The organism is Photobacterium marinum (assembly GCF_000331515.1).
GTDB classification, from domain to species: Bacteria; Pseudomonadota; Gammaproteobacteria; order Enterobacterales; family Vibrionaceae; genus Photobacterium; species Photobacterium marinum.
Map to the genome: position 1 here is coordinate 1 of NZ_AMZO01000083.1, position 667 is coordinate 667.

Consider the following 667-nt stretch of genomic DNA (forward strand, 5'->3'; position numbering starts at 1 on the left):
TCCGAGTTCCAGACAAACGAACGGCTTCGTTACCGAGCACTGTTAAGCGACCAGCCGCTGGCGGAAGATACCATGTTCACCGCCTTGCCGGAGCAACAACAGGCGCTGATCCGCGAAAACTACCTCAGTGAAAAGCGCGAGTTTGAAGCCACCCTTGCCAGCATCAGTGCTGAAATGCAGGTCAACCGGACCTCGCAAGCCGCACGCCAGAGTGACATCAATGCCCTGACCGGCCTGACTGAAAACATCAGCCAGCGACTGACAGCCCGCAAGACCCTAAACCAAGTCAAAGTCATTGGTAAGGTGGAATACCTTGAGCAGGAGAAAGAGCTGCTGGAAGCACAACGGCAGGTTGCGCAGCAGCAGGCTGAGCTGAACGTCCTGAAATCCCAGTACCACAGCCTAGAGGAACGACTGTCCGGGTTCAGGATACAGAAACAACGGGAATGGCTGGAAAAACGCAGGCAGGCCAAGCTGCAACTAACCGCCCTGAGCCAGGAGCTGTCGAAAGTCCGTGAACGCGAACAACTGGAAATCATCCGTTCACCGGTTGACGGCACGGTTCAACAGCTTAGCGTCTACACCCTAGGTGCCGTCCTGCAGCCGGCGCAAAACCTGATGATCATCGTCCCGGAAAATGCGGTGCAGCAAGCCGAGGTGCAAATCC

The 667-nt window shown here is 56.2% G+C and carries 1 protein-coding gene; it reads left to right on the forward strand.

Annotation, left to right across the window (positions count from 1 at the left end):
• Positions 1-667, forward strand: a 667-nt coding sequence (locus tag C942_RS24240; RefSeq protein WP_036801937.1) for an HlyD family efflux transporter periplasmic adaptor subunit, incomplete at both ends; no start/stop codon positions are given.